Source organism: Psychromarinibacter sp. S121 (assembly GCF_049801035.1).
Taxonomy (GTDB): Bacteria; Pseudomonadota; Alphaproteobacteria; order Rhodobacterales; family Rhodobacteraceae; genus Psychromarinibacter.
The window spans coordinates 229,324-243,865 of record NZ_JBNAGE010000003.1; the positions used below are offsets into that span (position 1 = coordinate 229,324).

Here is a 14,542-nt window from a genome sequence, read left to right on the forward strand (position 1 = left end):
CAAAAAAATGGACACCCCAAGGGCATGAGCAGACCTAATCCCGCAGTTTTCATAGCCTTTCTCGTGGCCGTCATCGTCATCCTCGGATCGGTGACGCTGGCCAAGGGAGGGTTCTATCTGGCCAAGCATGAAGGCGACACGCTGCACCTGCTGCAGATCCTGTTCCGCATGGCCAGCGGAGAGTGGCCGCACATCGACTTCATGACGCCCATCGGCCTTTTGGCCTTTGCGCCGATCGTGTTGTTCCTCAACCTCGGGCTGGGTGTCGGCATCTCGATCCTGCTAAGCCAGGTTCTTTTGGCCTTCATCCTGCTGCCTGCCGTGTTCTGGGCGGGGATGAGCCGCCTGCCGCGCCGCGCGGCCTACCTGTTCGGGCTGTCGGTGCTGGTGCTGGTGATGGCGCTGGTCCACGGCGAGTCCGAGCGGTCGGTGTCGATCTCGATGCACTACAATCGCTGGGCTTGGGCCGTCAGCTATGTGGTGATCGTGTTGGCGGTGCTGCCCCCGCGTGAGATCCGCAACGACGTGCTGGACGGGCTGATCATCGGCGTGGGACTTGCGTTTCTTGCGTTGTGCAAGGTGACCTATTTCGCCGCCTTCCTCGTGCCCGTGGTGGTGGGGCTTCTTGCCAACGGCAACGTCAAGGCGCTGCGGGGTGCACTGGCCAGCGGGCTGGGCGTCGCTTTGATCGTGTCGGTCTTCGCGACGCTGGATTTCTGGTTCGCCTACATGAACGACCTACGCGAGGTCTCGGCGTCCTCGGTTCGCCCCGCGCCGGGCTTCGGTCTGCGCACCATCGTTATGGCGCCCGCCTATCTGGGCGCCTCGGCCGTGGCGCTGGGTGCGATCATCCTGCTGCGGCAGGCCGGTGAAATGACGCTGGGGCTGGCGCTGTTGCTGTTGGCGCCGGGCTTCATCTACGTCACGTGGCAGAACTTCGGGAACGACCCCCAGTGGCTGATGCTGCTGGCCGTCCTGCTGTTGGTGCCAGAAGTGCGCCCGGAACTGCGCAACAGCCTGGGCTGGCCGCTGGCGCAGGCGCTCATCACCGCCGCGGCTATCGCGATCGCCTTCGCCGCGCCCTCGATGCTGAACCTCGCCTACAGCCCGTTCCGGCACCTGAGCCTCGACGTGGACGACTACCAGCCGATCCTTGTGCGAAATCCCGAACACCATGACCTTCAGGTGCGCGAGATCCGGGCGAACCGCGTGGATGGGTTGGTGGCGCTGGACGTGCCGGGCTCGGGGCTCGAGGATCGCGCGGGCAAGGCCAAGCGCGACGAAGAGCGGGTGAGCTTTCAGGGCACGCCCTTGCCCTATTGCGAGTTGCAGATGGGCATCATCGCTTGGTTCGAGGCCATCGTGACGGATCTCGAGGAAAACGGGCTGGCAGACAACAAGCGCGTGTTCGTCGCGGATCTGTTCATGGGGCACTGGATGTTCGGAAGCCTGAGCCGGCTGGAGCACGGTGCGCCGTGGTACTATGGCGGCCTGCCGGGGATCGAAAGCGCGGATTACCTTCTGGTGCCGCTGTGCCCGACGTCGCTGAGTGTCCGGAAGGACATTCTGGAGACCATCGAAGAAGCGGGGATCGCCGTGACAGAGGTGCGCAAGGCGCCGCTGTACTGGCTGTATTCCTTCGACCGGGAAGGCTGACGGCCCTCCCGGCGGAGCAGGGCGGTCAGCCGCCCTGCGCGAGGCTCTCGATCTGGCCGCGCAGGCCTGAGATGTCATAGCCCGCATCCGCTGCGGCCGTCAGCAGCGCGTCGGTGGGCTGCGCGCCCGCATTGCTGAGTGCCCAGACGATCGTCGACCGGGTGCCCGAGCGGCAGTAGGCGAACACGGGGCCCGTGGCGTCGGTGATCGACTGGCCCTGCGTGGTGACCATGTCCATCGTCATCGCGCCGTTCACGACCGGGTTCTCGACATAGGTCAGCCCGGCGGCCTCGGCCGCGGCGCGCATCGCGTCGGACTGGTGCGTCGGAGGCACTTCGTCGTCGGGACGGTTGTTGATGACCATGGTAAAGCCCTGCTCGGCGAGCAGGGCCATGTCGGTCGGTTCGATCTGCGGCGAGACCGCGTAGTCGGGGGTGATGTGCCGGATATCCATGCCGGAATCCTTACGACGACGCAGCGATCCCGTCTACCCAACTGCGCACCGGCGGCGCGACGAGCATGCCGACGATCATGGATGCCACAAAAAGAGGCCCCGACCAGCCCGCGAAGGTCAGCGATGCCATTGCCGGGCCGGGGCACAGGCCGGCAAGTCCCCAGCCGGCGCCGAACAGAACCGAGCCCACGACAAGGTTGTGGCCGATGCGCGGGTTGGGCTTTTCCGGGAAGGTGCCGCCAAGCTTCGGCGCGCGTCCGATCGTGAACCGCCACGCAATCGCCATCGGGATGATGGCGCCGCCCAGAACGAAGGCCAGCGTCGGGTCCCAGTCCCCGAACACGTCCAGCCAGCCTTGAACCTTGGCGGTGTCGACCATGCCCGACACAAGCAGACCGGCGCCGAACAGGCCGCCGGAGATCAGCGCAAAGAAAGCCCGCATCAGATCACTCCCAGGATGTGCTTGAACAGCAGGACCGAGATACCGCCCGCCATCAGGTAGAAGACGGTCGCGACCATGCCCCGCAGCGAGAAGCGCGAGATACCGCAGACTCCGTGCCCCGAGGTGCAGCCGTTCGCCAGACGTGTGCCGATGCCGACCAGAAGGCCCGCGGCGATCAGCACGGCGGGATTGGTCGAGATATGCGTGTCGACCTCGGTATAGATCGGCAGCATCAGCAGGGGCACGACGATCAGCCCCGCGATGAAGGCCGCGCGTTCTGTCCAGTTCGATTTGCCCGAGCCGTCCACCAGCCCGCCGAGAATTCCCGACGCGCCCATGATGCGGCCGTTAACGAGAAGAAAAAGCGCCGCGGCGCTGCCGATCATGAGGCCGCCGACGAGGCCCCAGATCCAGTCCTGTTCGATCATGTCTTAACTCCTTGCCGCGCCATGCTTCCGCACCCCGGCGGGCGCGCTCGGCGGCTGTCCGCGACTTCATATAGCAATTGCTGCATGTGTTGCAATGGCAGCGCCTCCGGCTCCCGCAATCTTGACCTGAATCAAGGCCCGCCGGAAGCCGCCCGCCTATTGTCGCGCAAAGGGAGAAAACTGAATGCCCATGACGACTACGGAAGAACGCCGCAAGGTGCTGGAACGCCGCTTGGCGGAACTCGAAGCGCGGCTCGACGGAATCGAGGCCGAAATCGATTCGCACCAGTCGAAAGACTGGGAAGATCTGGCGACCGAACGCGAGACCGATGAGGTGCTCGAAAGCCTCGGGACCAGTGGTCAGGTGGAGATTTCCATGATCCGCGCGGCTTTGGAACGGATCGACACGGGCGAATACGGATTCTGCGCACGCTGTGGCGAAGTGATTCAACCAGAGCGGCTTGATGTGGTACCCTATACCCCATTGTGCCGTACCTGCGCGGGGGCGACGGCCCGGTCCTGAGGGGGAGCCGACCGGACGATCCGCCACGCGGTTGCAGCTTGCCAGACCGAGAAGGAGGACGCGGAAATGGCATTCGAAAGGTTCAAGGCAACGGTCAGCGGACTGCTGGACGAAATTCAAAGGCACCCCGAAAACCGGGCGATGCTGCAGGAACAACTGCGGCGGACGCTGGCGGAATACGAGGCGCTGGGGCTGCCGCTGCCGGAAGATTACGTGCGTCTCAGCCGCCGGCTGGAAGACGAGGACACGGACGAATTCTTCGACAACGTGCCGGTCTAGACGGGCTTCTCAGCCGCCGGGGCTGAAGTTGGCGGTCGGGCTAAACCCCGACCGTCGTTAAGCCATGTGTCGTTGCTGGGCGCCGGGCCGGCTTGGCTTCGCAGCGCGGCTTGGTCTTCAGCCAAGCACGATCCCGAACACGATGATGATCAGCCCGAACACGGACAGCAGCAGCGCGCCCATGTTCAGCGGAATGACGCGGCGCACGCGGTCGCGCAGTTCGTCGTCGCTCAGTTTCTGACGCTTCGCCCGAACCACGATCGCGATGCACCAGACAAGCCCCGCGAGCCCCACCAGCGACACCGCCGCACCAAGCCAGATCAGCCACTCCATCGCGCTCTCCCGTCAATACGCCCGGTGCGGGTACCCCGGAACCCGCCCACGGGCAAGTCTGCCCCTTGCGGGACGGGGGGGCGGGCGGTAATCCGGAAAGCCAAGAGGCCGGACATCAATGGCCAGAGCAGGAGACCCGCGGAATGGACGACATCGACAACACCCCGCCCGAAAGCTACCGCGTCACCGCCGACGAGCTGCGCCAGTTCATAGAGCGCTACGAGCGGCTGGAGGCCGAGAAGAAGGACATCGCCGATCAGCAGAAAGAGGTGATGGCCGAAGCCAAGGGGCGTGGCTATGACACCAAGGTGATGCGCAAGGTCATCGCGCTGCGCAAGCGCGAGCCCGACGACATCGCCGAGGAAGAAGCGGTTCTCGACATGTACAAGCAGGCGCTTGGCATGGGCTGACCCTGCGGGGTCCTGCTGCGCGGGGCGCGCTTCGACCGGTGCGCGCCCGCGTGGGTTTCTTGACGAACAACGAACCTGCATCGCCCCCCACGGCCGACCGCCGCCGCTGGACAACGGGCGGGGCGACGGGATAACTGCCGGGCATGTCCGGAGAGATCCTTCAGGGGAGCCGGCCGCGGGTGCGGTGGCGGGCGGACCGGTGGTCGGTCGGCGCGGCGGTAATCGCGGCGCTGGTGGTCATGCCGATCCTCTCGGTGATCTGGATCGCCTTCCACCCGACCGAGAACATCTGGCCGCACCTCGTCTCGACGACGCTGCCGCGATACCTTGGCAATACGCTGCTGCTGACCCTGTCCGTGGGCCTGATCTGCGCCGCGACCGGGGCCGGGCTGGCGTGGATCCTCGTGATGTACCGTTTCCCCGGCTCGAAGCTGCTGCAATGGCTGAACCTGCTGCCGTTGGCGATCCCGGCCTATGTCGGTGCCTATGCGCTGGTGGATTTTCTCGAATACGCGGGGCCGGTGCAGACCGGCCTGCGCGGCGCATTCGGTTGGCAGACGGCGCGCGATTACTGGTTCCCGGAAATCCGCTCGCGCTGGGCCGCCATCGTGGTGCTGTCGGGGGCGCTTTATCCCTACGTCTACCTGCTGGCGCGGCAGGCGTTTCGTGACCAGTCGGGCAGCACCTTCGAGGTGGCGCAGGCGCTGGGCGCGGGCCCGTTCCGCCGGTTCTGGCGGGTCGGCCTGCCGCTTGCCCGTCCGGCCATCGCCGCCGGCACGGCGGTTGCCATGATGGAGGCGGTCAGCGATTTCGGGACGGTCGACTATTTCGCGGTCCAGACCCTGACCACCGGCATCTTCAGCGTCTGGCTTCAGTCCGGCAACGCAGGCGGCGCGGCGCAGATCGCAAGCGTCATTCTGGTGCTGATCCTGCTGCTGGTGGGGCTGGAGAAACTCGGCCGTCGCCGCAGCCGGTTCTACCGCATGTCGCGTTCACAGCGCCCGGTCGAGCCGCAGCGCCTGCGGGGCGGGGCGGCGATGCTGGCGCTGGCCATCTGCTCTTTCCCCTTTGCGCTGGGCTTTCTGCTGCCGGGCGGCGTGATCCTGAGCCACGCGCTCGACAACCCGGAACACTGGGTCGATCGCGGGTTGCTGCTGGCCCTGTGGCACACGCTGACCGTCGGCGGCATCGCTTCGGTCATCACCGTGGCGGCGGCGCTGTTTCTCGTCTACGGCGTCCGGCTGGCCCGCAGCGGCGTGCCGCGCGCGCTGCTACCGATCACCACCATCGGCTATGCCGCACCCGGCGCGGTGCTGGGGGTCGGCCTGCTGATCCCGATGGCCACCGCCGACAACGCGATTGCCGACGCGGTCGAAACTGCGACCGGCTGGGACATCGGACTGGTCATGACGGGCTCGGCCTTTGCCATCGTCTATGCCTACGCGGTGCGGTTCTTCGCCATCGCACAGGGCGCGGCGGACGCGGCGATGGGGCGGGTCTCGCCGAACCTGCCGATGGCTGCCCGCTCGCTGGGCCGCACCGCGGGTGGCGCGCTGCGCGAGGTCTACGTGCCGCTGATCAAAGGCTCGGTCGGCACCGCGCTGCTGCTGGTCTTCGTCGATTGCGTGAAGGAATTGCCCGCAACGCTGCTGCTGCGTCCGTTCAACTACAACACGCTGGCAACGCGGGTACATGAGAAGGCATCGCTGGAACAGATCGGCCAAGCCTCGCCCGCGGCCTTGCTGGTGGTTCTTGTCGGACTGATGGCGGTGCTGCTGCTGGCGCGGACGAACCGCTAGCGGCCCGTGCCACGGGCCGTGGGCAATCGCCCCCCAGCAACTCTCTGTCGTGCTGTCGTGGTGCCGGCGGAGGGACTCGAACCCCCGACCCCTTGATTACAAATCAAACGCTCTACCAGCTGAGCTACACCGGCCACGGAGCGCGGTGTAGCGCGCCGCGCTGTCGTGGGCAAGATGGCTGCGACATTCCGGGAGGGCAGGCAGGCTTGTTCCGGTCCTGCCAGCGCTGCGGCCCCGCGCCAGTTCACCCGTAGACCAGAAACGTCTCCAGCAGGTCGGCCCGGTTCAGCATGCCCACCAACCGGCCGTCCTGTAGGACGGGGTAGGCGCGGAAGGGCTGGTCTATGAAGGCCTCGGCGGCGGTGACGATGTCAGTGTCGGCAGGCAGGCTGTGGACCGCCTCGGTCAGATACTGCGCGACCGTGCCGGACCACTGCTGATAATAGCTGGCGTTCAGCGCAGAGCGGAAGCAGTCCTTCTGCGTGAGAATTCCCACAAGCGTTCCGGTGTCATCGACCACGGGCGCGGCGGGCGTGCCGTCGTTCAGAAGTTTCCGCACCGCGTCGCGGATCGGCATCTCGGGCGTCAGGCGAAGGAAGTCGGTGGACATCACCGAAGAGATACGGGTGTCGGGTGTCATCCCCGTTCCCCCTCTGCTGGCGTACGGCGAACAGGGCCCCAGTCCTCCAGAGGAAAAGCGATCGCGACGAATACATCGTATGTCATTCAGCACCTCCCATGACGCTAGGTAAGACGTTGCCGCGCTGTGTCGAGGGGCGCAGTTCGCGGGCAAGGTGCACGGCATGCATCCCTCAGATCCCGAAGTCGTCGTTGAAGATCGCGCTGCGCTCGACGCCCAGCCGGTCGAGCATCGCGAAAACGGCCGAGATCATCACTGGCGGGCCGCAAAGATAGTATTCGCAATCCTCTGGCGCCGGGTGGCGCGACAGGCGGGCGCGGACGATCTCGTGGATAAAGCCCGTCTCGCCCGTCCAGCGGTCGCCCGGAGCGGGGTCGGACAGGGCGGGGGTCCACGTGAAGTTCGGATGCGCCGCCGCGATGGCGTCGAATTCCTCGACATAGAACAGGTCGGCGGCGGTGCGCGCGCCGTAGAAATACGACATCTTCCGGTCGGTGCCCTTGCCGATCTGCTCGTGGATCATCGCCCGCAGCGGCGCCATCCCTACGCCGCCGCCGATGAAAACCATCTCTTTTGCGGTGGGCTGCACGTGGAATTCGCCGAAGGGGCCGGAGCAACCGATGGTGTCGCCGGGCTTCAATGAGAAGATGTAGGACGAGACCGCGCCCGGCGGGATTTCTCCCTCGTGGCCTGCGGGCGGCACCGCGAGGCGGATGTTGAACACGATGCGCCCGGCGTCCTCGGGCCGGTTGGCGATGGAATAGGCGCGGGTCACCGGTTTCGAGGACTGCGCGGTCAGGCGGTCCCAGCGGTTGATCGTCCATGTCTCGCGAAACGGTTCGGGTACGTCGAACCGCGAGAAGTCCAACGCGTAGGGCGGGGCGGTCAGCTGGCCGAAGCCCCCGGCGCGGAAGTCGAAGGCGCGGCCCTCGGGCAGTTCCAGAACGAACTCGCGGATCAGCGGGGCCAGCATCCGGTTCGAGAGGACCTTGCAGTCGAAGGTTTCCGCCGCCAGCACGTCGCCCGGCACCGTCACCTGCGCCGAGCCGCGCAGCACCGTCTGACACGCCAGCCGCACATTCGCCCGCCGCTCGCCTGCGGACAGCACGCCCATCTCGGTCGCCTGCGGAAGGCCCGCGCCCTCGCCGGTGGCGGTGACGCGGCACAGCCCGCAAGTGCCGTTGCCGCCGCAGCCCGCCGGAATGCCGATGCCCGCGCCGTGCAGGACCGACAGCAGCGTCTCTCCGCGCGCCGCCGCGATGTGGCGGGTGTCGTTCACCACGACCTCGACCGCGCCCTGCGGGACCAGCCGCCTGCGCGCAGCCAGCAGTCCGACGGTCAGCGCCATGACAAGGCCGATGATGACAAGGCTGCCAAGGAGGATCTCGTTCATGGGGCCACCATCTGCGCGAAGGACGAAAAGCCCAGCGACATCATCCCGGCAAGGATGAAGGTGATCCCCAGCCCCCGCAGCCCGGCGGGCAGGTCCGCGTAGGCCAGCCGCGCCCGGATCGCGGACAGCAGCGTCACGGCCAGTGCGAAGCCCGCGCCCGAGCCCAGCCCGAAGGCGAGGCTTTCCACCGTGTCGAAGCTGCGTTCCACCATGAACAGCGACCCGGCGAGGATCGCGCATTGCACGGTCAGCAGCGGCAGGAACACCCCGAAGGCGGCATGGATCGAGGGAAAGAACCGCTCCAGCAGCATCTCGAGCAACTGCACCGTCGCGGCGATCACGCCAATGAATGCCAGCAGCGACAGGTAGCTAAGGTCGATCTCGGGGAAGCCCAGCCACCCCAGCGCGCCGGGGGCGAGGACGGCGGCGTAGATCAACTGGTTCAAGGGCGTCACCACCCCCAGCACGCCGATCATCGCCACGCCCAGCCCGATAGCGGTGCCCGGCCGCTTCGACAGGGCGAGGAAGGTGCAAAGGCCCAGGAACAGCGTCAGCGGCATGTTCTCGACGAACATCGCGCGCAGAAACAGCTCTCCGAAGCCGCTCATTGGCGCGTCTCCGCCACTTCGGGGGCGGGAAACTCTGGCGCGTCGGCCTGTTCCGGGCGGATCGAGCGGATGGCCCAGACCAGACCGCCCAGCAGGAAGAAGGCAGAGGGCGCCAGCAGCATCAGCGGCAGCGGCGTGAACCAGCCGCCGGTGTCGGTCGTGGGCAGCACCTGGTAGCCCAGCAGCGCACCCTTGCCGATCAATTCGCGGATCGCGCCGATCAGGCACAGCACCAGCGAGTAGCCCAGCCCGTTGCCCAACGCGTCAGCCATCGCCGGAAGCGGAGGATTCGACCGCGCGAAGCTTTCGGTGCGCCCCAGCACAAGGCAGTTGGTGGTGATCAGGCTGACGAAGACCGACAGCCGCTGCGAGATGTCGAAGAAGAACGCCTGAAGCACCTGGTCGATGACGATGACCAGAGAGGCGACGATGACGATCTGCACGATCAGGCGGATGCTGTTCGGGATGTGCTTGCGGATCAGGCTGACGATGCCGGCGGCCAGCACCACCACCACGGTCAGCGACACCGACATGGTCAGCGCCGTGTCCAGCGACGTGGTGACGGCGAGCGCCGAGCAGATGCCAAGGATCTGCAGCGTGATCGGATTCTTGCGGACCAGCGGTTCGGTCAGGGTGGCAAACAGCGCGGTCATCAGAACTCGCCCCGCTCGATGGCGTCCAACAGCGGGCCATAGCCGTCCGGGCCCAGCCAGAACCGGACGATCCGGCTCATCGCGTTCGAGGTTCGCGTGGCTCCGGTTATGCCGTCGACCTCGTATTCGCTGGCCGACGGACCGCGGGCGACCGAGAACCGCATCACGCCTGCGGCGTCTTCCCACCGCTTCCCGGCAAAGCTGGCCTGCCACGTCGGCTCTTCGATGCGCCCGCCAAGGCCCGGTGTCTCGGACTGTTCCGTGATGGTGATCCCCGCGATGGTCTGCATGTCGCCATGGATCGCCAGCATCGCCTGTATCGGACCGTTGTACCCCGCGCCGAAGATCGGAAGGATCGCCAGCGACACGTCCTCGTCCGCGTCTTTCAGCAGGTAGATCTGCGCAAGGTTGGGGCGTCCGCCGATGCCCGCCATGTCGCGTTCCGGGGTCAATTGCGTCCAGTAGGCCGGATCATCAAGCGCCGTGCTCAGTTCGGCGGGTGTCATGCCGGGGACCGCGTCTGCCTCTTCCAGATCGACGATCACCGTCGAGGCGTGGCCGTCGCTTCCGGCGAGAATGGCGCTCATGCCGGGAATGGCCGCGATCAGCGCCTCCAGCCGTAGCTGCTGTTCCGCCGCGCGGTTGGCCTGCTGGATGGGGCGAAGTACCACCGTCGCGCCGGTGACGGCGAAGGCGCAGGCGGCAGAGACGATAAAGGCCATCGCGACGGTCTTCGGTCGGCTTTCGTTCGGCAGCGCCAGAAGCCGCCGCCACAGCGTGATCGGGTTCAAGTCAGCCAAGGCGTTTCCTTCGGGCAAGCCAGAGTGCGATTGCAAATTCATCAAGCAGGGGCGCGGCGAGCGAGGTCAGCAGCGCCGCCGAGACAGCCGCCTGAACCGGCGCGGCGGTGTCCCAGAACACGGCGAACAGCGCGATCAGCAGGGCATAAAGCAGGCCGTTCAGCCATCGGCCAAGCCCCGTCGCCGCGCTTGCGACGGGGTCGCATACCAGCAGCATCAGCGCCACCAGCGCGCCGGTCCACACCGCCGTCAGGTCGAGACCGGCAAGCATCGCCGCCGCAAAGCCCAAAGCCGCGCCCGCAAGCAACCGCAGCGATGTGACGCCGAACACCACGCCGATCGCGGCTGCCGGCCATGCGGCCCACCCCAGTTGCACCGGCAGTTCCGGCCACGGCGCTGCCGGATAGCTGAAGCCGAGGAAGGCCAGGGCAATGGTCGCCGGGTTCAGCACGTTGCGGCCCCAGCCCCCGAAGGCCAGTTCCGCCATCACGACCCCGAAGCTTGTGCCAAGCAGCAGGGCGAACAGACCAAGGTCTTCGGGCGCAAGCATCGCGATGGCCAGCGCGGTCAGCGCCCCGGCAAAGGACGGCGGCTGTGCGCGGGCCAGCATCCACAGGACATGCCAGATCCCCGCGACCACGAGAAAAAACAGCAGCCGTCCCGCGGCCTCCAGCCCGCCCGCGATCAGCCACGACGCACCCATCGGCAACATCGCGGCCAGCAGCGTAAGCGCGATGGTCTCGCGGTCCCACAGGCCCCGGATCATGCGGGCTCCTCTTCTGCCTGCACCCTGTCGAGCAGGCTGCGCAGCAGCCGTGCAAGGCCCGGATCGGCGTTCGAAACGTAGTCGGCCAGCGCCAGATCCTCTTCCAACAGCGACAGCGCGCCAAGGCGGACGGCGGTTTCGGTGTCTCCCGCTGCAAGCGCACGCAGGAAGGGCATCACCGGCAGCGCCTGGCCCATCGACTGTTCCAGCGCCGCGTTTGGCACCAGCGGCATCGGTCGCGAGGCGAGCCGCAGCGCCGACAGGAACCAGTGACCCTTGTCGTTGCCGGGAACCGGAGACATCACCGAAACCTGACGGTCGCGCGGCCGAAGCCAGCGTGCCTCTTCCCCGTCAAGCGGAGAGCCCGACAGGATGCGGTGCGGACCGGGAACGGTATGGGTATAGGACAGCGCGCGCAGATCGGCGCCCGGCTGGCAGCGGACAAGCCGCGGCTTGGTCAAAGCGGTGCCGGTGACGGCAACCATCCGGGTCTCTGGCACAAGCCCCTCACGCAGCAGCGTCCCGAACGCGGCCACGTCCTCGGCGTGAATGTCCCAGACCGGCCGCCCCACGCGGGCGGGGTGGCGGGCGTGGATCTGGTATCCCGGCAGCCCGTGCGGATGAACGTGGCGATCCGTCACGACGCGCAGCCTGTCCGAGAACCTTGGTTTGCCGACCAGTTCCTCACCCTCGTCCTGACACAGGAAGACGGGGCCGCCGGTCAGCAGGAACAACGACCGCAAGCCACGCTCGAAGTCGGCCTGAACCTCGTGCAGAACGGTGCGCGGGTCGGGGGCCAGAGGCCGCGTGTCGATCGCCATCACGAAGATCGCCGACGGGTCTTCGGCCACCGGCGGCACCCGACCATAGGGCCGCGACCGCAGCCGCCGCCACAGGCCGGACGCCAGAAGCAACGCCCGCAACCGGTCGCTGTCATCTTCCGCGCCAGTCGGATCGAACTGCCTTCGACCCGCGCCCGGTTCGTGGAAGAACTTGATCGACGACAGCCGGTGCCCCGGGCCCAAAGTGATCTCGGCGACCCGTCCCGGCACCGGTGCGGTCACCATGACGTCGGGCTCGCGGCGCGACCGCAGAACCGGCGCGCCCTGCTGGAGCAGATCGCCCTCGCGCACCAGCGGTTCCACCCGGAAATCGTCAGCCGGACGCGCAGTCAGCGCGCATTCGTCCGTGATCGTAAGCTCTGCCGGAAGTCGCGCAGGCGCCTCCTCCGAAAGTCGGAGCAAAAGTCCGGCTGAAGAGAGCCTGGGCACCCTGCGTCTCCTTTTGGGTAAAGGTCAGATATGAATGTAATGCGACACGTGATTGTCGCGAAGCATGTGTTTTGGTACGCTGAGCGTAGCAATTCATTCCAGCATACAGCAAGGTCAGCCATGCGTGAGCAAAGCGAATACTGTCCGACCGCAAGAATATTGCGGGCCGGATTAAAAGTTGCATTTTCAATACTTGTTTTGGGAACGCTCCCAAATGCTGCAATTGCACAAGATGCGGCGTCCACAACGGAAGCCGCCGGCGAAGAGCCCGCATTCGTGATGCCGAACAGCGGCCCGTTCTCTCCCGAGTCGATCCGCATTCCCAACGCCATCGCGATTGGCAACTGGGCGCGGTCCGGGCACAGCGATTCGTCCACCGAGGCGTTTCGTCACTGGGATGAGGATGGCGAAATTCCCGCCACCTGCGCGACGTGCCACTCGGGCTCGGGCTTCCGGGCGTTTCACGGGCTGGACGGCAGCGCGCCGGGGAATGACCAAGCCGTCGCCGTGGGCGGCGTTGTGGATTGCGAGACCTGTCATAGCCCCGGCATCGCGGAAGTGACGGAAATCACCTTGCCGTCGGGCGTGGTGCATCCGGTCAACGGAGGCGAGGCGGCCTGCACGACCTGCCACCAGGGCCGCGCGGCGGGCACAACCGTTGCCGGCGCTATCTCCGGGCTGGAAGAAGACACGGTGTCGGCCGACCTGGGCTTTATCAATCCGCACTACAACATCGGCGCGGCCACGATGCTGGGCGGTTACGGGCAGGTGGGCTATCAGTATCCCGGCAAGACCTATTCGGGCCGGTTCCTGCACGCCAAACCCGTGGCGACCTGCGTGTCGTGCCACGATCCGCACAGCCTTGAGATCACCGAGTTGACCTGCCTGACCTGCCATCAGGCCGATGACCCGATGGACATCCGGATCTCGCGGACAAGCTACGATGGCAGCGGCGACGTCTCGAAGGGGATCAGCGCCGACATCGAGGCCAACGCAGAGGTGTTGATGGAGATGATTGGCGAATATGCCGCCGAGGTGGCCGGCACGCCGATCATCTACGACGGTGCGCACTATCCGTATTTCTATGCGGATTCGAACGCAGACGGTGTGGTGGATCAGGCCGAGGGGCGGGCGACCCGCTACGCAAGCTGGACCCCGCGCCTGCTGCGGGCGGTCTACAATTGGAAGGTCGTGACCGCAGACCCGGGGATCTTCGTGCACAACCCGCACTACGCGCTGGAGTTGTTGTACGACTCGATCGAGGATCTCTCCGGTCCGCTTGGCGCCGATATGGCGTCGATGGGGCTCGTCCGCTGACGGGCCCCACGGTGGCAAACGGAGCGCATCGCGGCGCGTTGTGCTGCTTGGGAAAGCGGCGCGCCTGCGAATACTGAAGCGAGCGAAGCGCAAGGCGCAGCGCCGGGGCAGGGTCAAGAATTCCACCATTGCCCCGCGCATGCGCAGCGATAGTCTGCCCGGATGATTGCTCCGCTGATCTTGGTTCTGCTTTCACTGGGCGCGGTTGCTGCCGCGCTGGCGGTGCCCGCCTACAGCGACTTTCTGCTTCTGGCCGCGCCCTGCGCGATCGCAAGCCTCATTCTGCTGGGCGTTTCGCTGATCCGCGAACGTCGCGCCCGCAAGAAGACCGGCCTGCGCTGGATCCTTGTGGATGGCTCGAACGTCATGCACTGGGACGACGGAACCCCGAAAATCGCTCCGGTGGTGAAACTGGTCGAGCATCTGTCGCAGGCCGGCTACGAGCCCGGCGTCGTGTTCGATGCCAATGCGGGGTACAAGCTGGGCGGTCAGTACATGGACGACCGCGCGCTGGCTCAGAAGCTGAACCTGAACCTGAACCGGGTCATGGTGGTGCCCAGAGGCACGCCGGCGGATTCATTCATCCTGAATGCGGCGCGTGAATTGGGCGCGACGGTCGTGACCAATGACCGGTTCCGCGACTGGGCCGAAGATTATCCGGAGGTGCGAGAGCCCGGATATCTGATCAAGGGAAGCTATCGCGCGGGAAAGCTGAACCTGCGGTTCCCTGCGGAGACATGACACGGGCCGTGCGCTGATCGTCAGCTTGT

General features: G+C 66.3%; 18 protein-coding genes and 1 tRNA gene. 7 read left to right on the forward strand and 12 right to left on the reverse strand.

Features of this window, described 5'->3' with window-relative positions:
• Positions 1-24 precede the first annotated feature (24 nt).
• Positions 25-1,656, forward strand: a complete 1,632-nt coding sequence (locus tag ACP156_RS14855; RefSeq protein WP_425052138.1) for a hypothetical protein — start codon at positions 25-27, stop codon at positions 1,654-1,656.
• 25 nt (positions 1,657-1,681) lie between these two features.
• Here ACP156_RS14855 and ACP156_RS14860 read toward each other — a convergent pair whose 3' ends face one another.
• Genes ACP156_RS14860 through ACP156_RS14870 form a run of 3 tightly spaced genes read right to left on the reverse strand, consistent with a single transcriptional unit; the run spans position 1,682 to position 2,977 of the window.
• A complete protein-coding gene (locus tag ACP156_RS14860) occupies positions 1,682-2,110 on the reverse strand; it encodes a TIGR01244 family sulfur transferase (RefSeq protein ID WP_425052139.1) in 429 nt (142 codons plus the stop codon).
• Positions 2,111-2,120: 10 nt separating this feature from the next.
• On the reverse strand, positions 2,121-2,552 hold the full coding sequence (locus ACP156_RS14865; RefSeq protein WP_425052140.1) for a DUF6691 family protein: 432 nt from the start codon (positions 2,550-2,552) through the stop codon (positions 2,121-2,123).
• Positions 2,552-2,977, reverse strand: coding sequence for a YeeE/YedE family protein (locus ACP156_RS14870; protein WP_425052844.1), 426 nt, complete (start codon positions 2,975-2,977; stop codon positions 2,552-2,554). Before ACP156_RS14870 ends, ACP156_RS14865 begins: the two co-directional genes overlap by 1 nt.
• 193 nt (positions 2,978-3,170) lie before the next feature.
• Here ACP156_RS14870 and ACP156_RS14875 point away from each other — a divergent pair, with 193 nt between their 5' ends.
• A complete protein-coding gene (locus ACP156_RS14875; RefSeq protein WP_425052845.1) occupies positions 3,171-3,503 on the forward strand; it encodes a TraR/DksA family transcriptional regulator in 333 nt (110 codons plus the stop codon).
• 66 nt (positions 3,504-3,569) lie between these two features.
• The gene (locus ACP156_RS14880) at positions 3,570-3,782 is read left to right on the forward strand and encodes a hypothetical protein (protein WP_425052141.1); all 213 of its coding nucleotides are present in this window, start codon (positions 3,570-3,572) and stop codon (positions 3,780-3,782) included.
• Between the two features lie 117 nt (positions 3,783-3,899).
• Here ACP156_RS14880 and ACP156_RS14885 read toward each other — a convergent pair whose 3' ends face one another.
• Positions 3,900-4,115 (reverse strand): hypothetical protein, encoded by a 216-nt coding sequence (locus ACP156_RS14885; protein ID WP_425052142.1) that lies wholly within the window; start codon positions 4,113-4,115, stop codon positions 3,900-3,902.
• 143 nt (positions 4,116-4,258) lie between these two features.
• Between ACP156_RS14885 and ACP156_RS14890 the strand changes: the two genes are divergently transcribed.
• Complete coding sequence (locus ACP156_RS14890; RefSeq protein WP_425052143.1) at positions 4,259-4,525, forward strand: DUF2312 domain-containing protein; 267 nt, start codon at positions 4,259-4,261, stop codon at positions 4,523-4,525.
• Positions 4,526-4,668: 143 nt separating this feature from the next.
• Entirely contained in the window at positions 4,669-6,324 is a 1,656-nt protein-coding gene (locus tag ACP156_RS14895) for an ABC transporter permease (protein WP_425052144.1), read from the forward strand.
• 58 nt (positions 6,325-6,382) lie between these two features.
• Here the strand turns inward: ACP156_RS14895 and ACP156_RS14900 are convergent.
• The 8 genes from ACP156_RS14900 to ACP156_RS14935 all read right to left on the reverse strand — a co-directional run bounded on the left by ACP156_RS14900 (position 6,383) and on the right by ACP156_RS14935 (position 12,428).
• Positions 6,383-6,458, reverse strand: a tRNA-Thr gene (locus tag ACP156_RS14900).
• A 110-nt stretch (positions 6,459-6,568) separates the two neighbouring features.
• On the reverse strand, positions 6,569-6,964 hold the full coding sequence (locus tag ACP156_RS14905) for a CBS domain-containing protein (RefSeq protein WP_425052145.1): 396 nt from the start codon (positions 6,962-6,964) through the stop codon (positions 6,569-6,571).
• Between the two features lie 172 nt (positions 6,965-7,136).
• The gene (nqrF, locus tag ACP156_RS14910) at positions 7,137-8,357 is read right to left on the reverse strand and encodes an NADH:ubiquinone reductase (Na(+)-transporting) subunit F (RefSeq protein ID WP_425052146.1); all 1,221 of its coding nucleotides are present in this window, start codon (positions 8,355-8,357) and stop codon (positions 7,137-7,139) included.
• Positions 8,354-8,965, reverse strand: coding sequence for an NADH:ubiquinone reductase (Na(+)-transporting) subunit E (gene nqrE / locus ACP156_RS14915; protein ID WP_425052147.1), 612 nt, complete (start codon positions 8,963-8,965; stop codon positions 8,354-8,356). Before nqrE ends, nqrF begins: the two co-directional genes overlap by 4 nt.
• Positions 8,962-9,618: an NADH:ubiquinone reductase (Na(+)-transporting) subunit D gene (locus ACP156_RS14920; RefSeq protein WP_425052148.1), complete on the reverse strand. Its 657-nt coding sequence runs from the start codon at positions 9,616-9,618 to the stop codon at positions 8,962-8,964. The genes nqrE and ACP156_RS14920 overlap by 4 nt, the downstream gene beginning before the upstream one ends.
• Complete coding sequence (locus tag ACP156_RS14925) at positions 9,618-10,418, reverse strand: FMN-binding protein (protein ID WP_425052149.1); 801 nt, start codon at positions 10,416-10,418, stop codon at positions 9,618-9,620. The genes ACP156_RS14920 and ACP156_RS14925 overlap by 1 nt, the downstream gene beginning before the upstream one ends.
• Positions 10,411-11,184, reverse strand: coding sequence for an RnfABCDGE type electron transport complex subunit D (locus ACP156_RS14930; RefSeq protein WP_425052150.1), 774 nt, complete (start codon positions 11,182-11,184; stop codon positions 10,411-10,413). Before ACP156_RS14930 ends, ACP156_RS14925 begins: the two co-directional genes overlap by 8 nt.
• On the reverse strand, positions 11,181-12,428 hold the full coding sequence (locus ACP156_RS14935; protein WP_425052151.1) for a Na(+)-translocating NADH-quinone reductase subunit A: 1,248 nt from the start codon (positions 12,426-12,428) through the stop codon (positions 11,181-11,183). Before ACP156_RS14935 ends, ACP156_RS14930 begins: the two co-directional genes overlap by 4 nt.
• Before the next feature lie 306 nt (positions 12,429-12,734).
• Here ACP156_RS14935 and ACP156_RS14940 point away from each other — a divergent pair, with 306 nt between their 5' ends.
• Positions 12,735-13,772 (forward strand): cytochrome C, encoded by a 1,038-nt coding sequence (locus tag ACP156_RS14940; protein WP_425052846.1) that lies wholly within the window; start codon positions 12,735-12,737, stop codon positions 13,770-13,772.
• A gap of 180 nt (positions 13,773-13,952) precedes the next feature.
• Positions 13,953-14,513, forward strand: coding sequence for an NYN domain-containing protein (locus tag ACP156_RS14945; protein WP_425052152.1), 561 nt, complete (start codon positions 13,953-13,955; stop codon positions 14,511-14,513).
• The last annotated feature ends 29 nt before the right edge of the window (positions 14,514-14,542 follow it).

What these genes read in the sequence shown, in the direction of transcription:
- ACP156_RS14940 (WP_425052846.1), top strand. Translation starts at nt 12,735, where the DNA reads ATGCCGAACAGCGGCCCGTTCTCTCCCGAGTCGATCCGCATTCCCAAC.
- nqrF (WP_425052146.1), bottom strand. Translation starts at nt 8,357, where the DNA reads ATGAACGAGATCCTCCTTGGCAGCCTTGTCATCATCGGCCTTGTCATG.
- ACP156_RS14855 (WP_425052138.1), top strand. Translation starts at nt 25, where the DNA reads ATGAGCAGACCTAATCCCGCAGTTTTCATAGCCTTTCTCGTGGCCGTC.
- ACP156_RS14920 (WP_425052148.1), bottom strand. Translation starts at nt 9,618, where the DNA reads ATGACCGCGCTGTTTGCCACCCTGACCGAACCGCTGGTCCGCAAGAAT.
- ACP156_RS14895 (WP_425052144.1), top strand. Translation starts at nt 4,669, where the DNA reads ATGTCCGGAGAGATCCTTCAGGGGAGCCGGCCGCGGGTGCGGTGGCGG.
- ACP156_RS14890 (WP_425052143.1), top strand. Translation starts at nt 4,259, where the DNA reads ATGGACGACATCGACAACACCCCGCCCGAAAGCTACCGCGTCACCGCC.
- nqrE (WP_425052147.1), bottom strand. Translation starts at nt 8,965, where the DNA reads ATGAGCGGCTTCGGAGAGCTGTTTCTGCGCGCGATGTTCGTCGAGAAC.
- ACP156_RS14930 (WP_425052150.1), bottom strand. Translation starts at nt 11,184, where the DNA reads ATGATCCGGGGCCTGTGGGACCGCGAGACCATCGCGCTTACGCTGCTG.
- ACP156_RS14860 (WP_425052139.1), bottom strand. Translation starts at nt 2,110, where the DNA reads ATGGATATCCGGCACATCACCCCCGACTACGCGGTCTCGCCGCAGATC.
- ACP156_RS14865 (WP_425052140.1), bottom strand. Translation starts at nt 2,552, where the DNA reads ATGCGGGCTTTCTTTGCGCTGATCTCCGGCGGCCTGTTCGGCGCCGGT.
- ACP156_RS14885 (WP_425052142.1), bottom strand. Translation starts at nt 4,115, where the DNA reads ATGGAGTGGCTGATCTGGCTTGGTGCGGCGGTGTCGCTGGTGGGGCTC.
- ACP156_RS14880 (WP_425052141.1), top strand. Translation starts at nt 3,570, where the DNA reads ATGGCATTCGAAAGGTTCAAGGCAACGGTCAGCGGACTGCTGGACGAA.
- ACP156_RS14905 (WP_425052145.1), bottom strand. Translation starts at nt 6,964, where the DNA reads ATGACACCCGACACCCGTATCTCTTCGGTGATGTCCACCGACTTCCTT.
- ACP156_RS14875 (WP_425052845.1), top strand. Translation starts at nt 3,171, where the DNA reads ATGACGACTACGGAAGAACGCCGCAAGGTGCTGGAACGCCGCTTGGCG.